This is a genomic window from Amycolatopsis sp. SID8362 (genome assembly GCF_010550475.1).
GTDB lineage: Bacteria > Actinomycetota > Actinomycetes > Mycobacteriales > Pseudonocardiaceae > Amycolatopsis > Amycolatopsis eburnea.
Genome location: NZ_JAAGNB010000110.1, coordinates 1 through 3343, shown reverse-complemented (window position 1 = coordinate 3343; position 3343 = coordinate 1). Strand labels below are relative to the sequence as shown.

The window sequence follows — 3343 nt, the reverse complement described above, 5'->3', positions numbered from 1 at the left end:
CGGTTCGGCACCGGGGTCCAGCGCGGCGCGGGCGGCCTCCACCGCGGCGAGGATCGTCACGGCGTGCTCGGCCAGCCGCCGTCCCGCGGGGGTGAGCCGCACGCGGCGGCCGTCCGGTTCGAGCAGCGGCGCGCCGGTTTCCTTCGCCAGCGTCGCGATCTGCTGCGAGACCGTCGACGTCGTGGTGCCGAGCACATCCGCGACCGCGCGCATCGAGCCGTGGCGGGACAGTTCGAGGAGGAACTGCAGCCTGCGGGTGTCCATCCCGCGATTGTCCACGATTCGCGAACGGTACGTCCACGATCGGCACGTGGACGCGAACGGTGCGGATGGGCTTTGCTCGGCACGTGCTGTCCTCCACCCGTACCGGCGCGGCCTTCGCGGTCGCCGCCATGCTCTGCGTCCAGCTCGGTCTCGCCGTGTCCGTCGGCCTGTTCGACCGCCTCGGCCCCGAGGGAGCCGCGTGGCTCCGCCTGGCCTGGGCCGGTGTGCTGCTGCTCGTGCTGGTCCGGCCGCGGCCGTCGTCGTTCCGGCGCGGCACTTTTCTCGCCTGCTGCGGCCTCGGCGTGGTCACCGCGGGCATGACCATGCTGTTCATGCAGGCGGTCGCCCGGTTGCCGCTCGGCACGGCGAGCGCGCTGGAGTTCCTCGGGCCGCTCACGGTCGCCGTCACGCGCGGGCGCGGCGGCAAGAAGCTGTGGCCGGTCCTCGCCGCGGCCGGCGTGCTCCTGCTGACCGAACCGTGGCGGGGCGGCGCCGACCTGCTCGGCGTCGGCTACGCGCTCGCGTCCGCGGTGTGCTGGGCGGCGTACATCCTGCTGACGCAACGGGTCGGCGACGAGGTGGCGGGCGTGCGCGGGCTCGCCGTGTCGATGCCGGTGGCGGGGATCGTGGCGACGCTCGCCTTCGGGCCGGGCGCCTTCGGGCACCTGACGTGGGACCTGCTGCTCGTCGGACTCGGGCTGGCGGTGCTGCTGCCGGTGATCCCGTTCAGCCTGGAGATGCTCGCCCTGCGCCGGCTGAACGCCTCGGCGTTCGGCACGTTGATGAGCCTGGAGCCGGCCATCGCGCTGACGATCGGGTTCGTCGTGCTGCACCAGGTCCCGAACGCCGGCGCGGTGGCCGGGGTCCTGTTCGTCGTGGTCGCCGGCGTCGGCGCCGAACGCAGCGGCGCGCGGGAGCCAGTGCTCACCCACTCCGCGCCGGGGTGACGTCGCCCGCGGCTACGCCGAAGCCGCGCGCTGCCGCCGGTGGGCGGCCATCCGGACCGGGGAGTTCGCCGCGCCGTCGCCGGCGTAGCCACCGATCCGCTGCACCACCTCGAAGAAGACGCGGCCGCCCAGCACCACCGTGAAGAAGTGCAGCAGCTCGCCGTGCTCGTCACGGTCGTACAGCACCGACTCCTGCCGCAACGCCGCCAGCAGCGAAGGCTCCGGGGCCAGGCGGGCGTCGAGGTCGTCGTAGTAGTTGCCGGGGATTTCGAGCAGGGGCGCGCCGAGTTCGCGCATCCGGCGAGCGCTCGCCAGTGCGTCGCCCGTCGTCAGCGCGATGCGCTGGGGTTCGCGCACCCCCGGCGCCCAGTCACCGCGCCGGAGCAGGGCCGATTCGAGGGCGATCCGGACGCGCCCGGACGGATCGGCCACCGTCCGGCTGCGCACCAGGCCGAACGGCGCCGCGAACTCCGTCACCGGCTCCGGCGCCAGGCCGAGCACCGCGCGGTAGAACAGCGCCGCCTCGTCGAAGTGGTCGAACGGCTGGGTCAGGGCGAGGTGGTCGATCCCGGTCACCCCGGCACCCGCGCCTTCCGGCGACGTCTCGGCGAAGTCCCCGAGCCAGCTGTCCGCGGTGTCGGCGCCGGTTCGGCAGAAGAAGACCGACGTGCCGTCCGGGGCGGCGATCGCCGACAGATCGGCTTCGTCGGCACGGTGGCCGCGCGGCAGGATCGGCGCGAGCAGCCGCTGGGCCCGCTTGGCGGACGCGACCGGGTCGGCGCTCTCGACGGCGACCGCGGCGACCGACGCGCCCGCCGGAGCATCCGCGCTGTTCAGCAGGATCCGCGCGTCCCCCTGCCGCCACAACCGGACCGGCTTGGACCGGTGGTGGCCCGTTTCGGTGAAACCCAGCCCGCGCAACGCGTCCGCCAGGCGGGCCTCCGCGTCGGCGTCGACCGCCAGCTCGGCGAACGCGTGCCCGGACAACTGCGGCGCCGGTGGAAGGTCCGCGACACCAAGGGTTTCCTGCAGGCCGAGCAGGGACCGCATCGCGTCGACGGCCGCGGGTCCCGGGTCGGCTTGGCGGAAGACGTCGTTGAACACTTCCAGCGACAGCGGCCCGCGGTAGCCAGCCGCCAGCACGTGCCCGGTGAACGCCGTCAGGTCGAACGCGCCCTGGCCGGGGAAGAGCCGGTGGTGCCTGCTCCACTGCAGGACGTCCATCTGCAGCCGCGGCGCGTCGGCCAGCTGCAGGAAGAACAGCTTCTCCCCGGGGATCGTGCGGATCGCGGCCGGGTCGCTGCCCCGCGACAGGATGTGGAAGCTGTCCAGGCACAGCCCGAGCGCGGGGTGGGCGGCGCGGCGCACGATGCGCCACGAATGCTCGTAGGTGTTCACGAACCGGCCCCACGCCAGCGCTTCGTAGGCGATCCGGATCCCCCGCGCCGCCGCGCGTTCGGCGAGCAGGTGCAGCTGCTCGGCGGCGAGGTCGTCGTCGTCGACCGCGTCCGGGGACACCGACGAGCACACCAGCATCGTGTCCGCGCCGAGCTGGCCCATGACGTCGAACTTCAGCTCCGCGCGCCGGAGGTTGCGGGCCAGTACGTCCGGCGGCACCGCTTCGAAGTCGCGGAACGGCTGGTAGAGGTCGATCGACAGGCCGAGCTCGGCGCAGTGCTCGCCGATCTCCTTGGCCGACCACGACGAGGCGACGAGGTCGTTTTCGAAGATCTCCACCCCGTCGAAGCCGGCGCGGGCGGCCGCGGTCAGCTTGTCCTCCAGGGTGCCGGACAGGCAGACCGTGGCGATCGAACGGCGGGAGTCAGTCGAGGACATCGGCGGGCTGCCTTTCCGGGGAGTTCGTGAGCAGGGCGAAGTGGTCGAGCATCCGCGCGGCGTCGGGTTCGGTGCCGGTGAAGAGGCCGAGCGCCTGCGCGGCCTGGAACACCGCCATCCGGCCGCCGTCGAGGACGCGCGCCCCGAGCGCGCGGGCGGTGCGGACCAGCTCGGTTTCGAGCGGGCGGTAGACCACCTCGGCGACCCACAGGTCCGGGCGCAGCAGCCGGGCGGGCAGCGGCAGCCCCGGGTGGGCGGCCATGCCGGTCGGGGTGGCGTGCACGAGCCCGTCGGCG

The 3343-nt window shown here is 73.9% G+C and carries 3 protein-coding genes and 1 pseudogene; 1 reads left to right on the top strand and 3 read right to left on the bottom strand.

Translation table 11 applies throughout. From position 1 onward, the window contains the following. The coding region (locus G3I65_RS04000) for a LysR family transcriptional regulator (RefSeq protein ID WP_160694857.1) at window positions 1–264 on the bottom strand (264 nt) is incomplete at its 3' end. 83 nt (window positions 265–347) lie between these two features. Between G3I65_RS04000 and G3I65_RS03995 the strand changes: the two genes are divergently transcribed. Continuing rightward, window positions 348–1211 carry an EamA family transporter gene (locus G3I65_RS03995; protein WP_309235250.1) on the top strand — a complete coding sequence of 288 codons (864 nt, stop codon included), beginning with the start codon at window positions 348–350 and terminating at the stop codon, window positions 1209–1211. 12 nt (window positions 1212–1223) lie between these two features. On the opposite strand, the gene G3I65_RS03990 is transcribed toward G3I65_RS03995, so the two are convergent. Continuing rightward, entirely contained in the window at window positions 1224–3047 is a 1824-nt protein-coding gene (locus G3I65_RS03990) for a bifunctional sugar phosphate isomerase/epimerase/4-hydroxyphenylpyruvate dioxygenase family protein (RefSeq protein WP_160694855.1), read from the bottom strand. Next, window positions 3034–3343: pseudogene (locus G3I65_RS03985) on the bottom strand (shikimate dehydrogenase); the annotation flags it as partial. The gene G3I65_RS03990 and the pseudogene G3I65_RS03985, both read right to left, overlap by 14 nt.

Coding starts and splice junctions, on each gene's coding strand:
- G3I65_RS03990 (WP_160694855.1), bottom strand. CDS start 3,047: ATGTCCTCGACTGACTCCCGCCGTTCGATCGCCACGGTCTGCCTGTCC.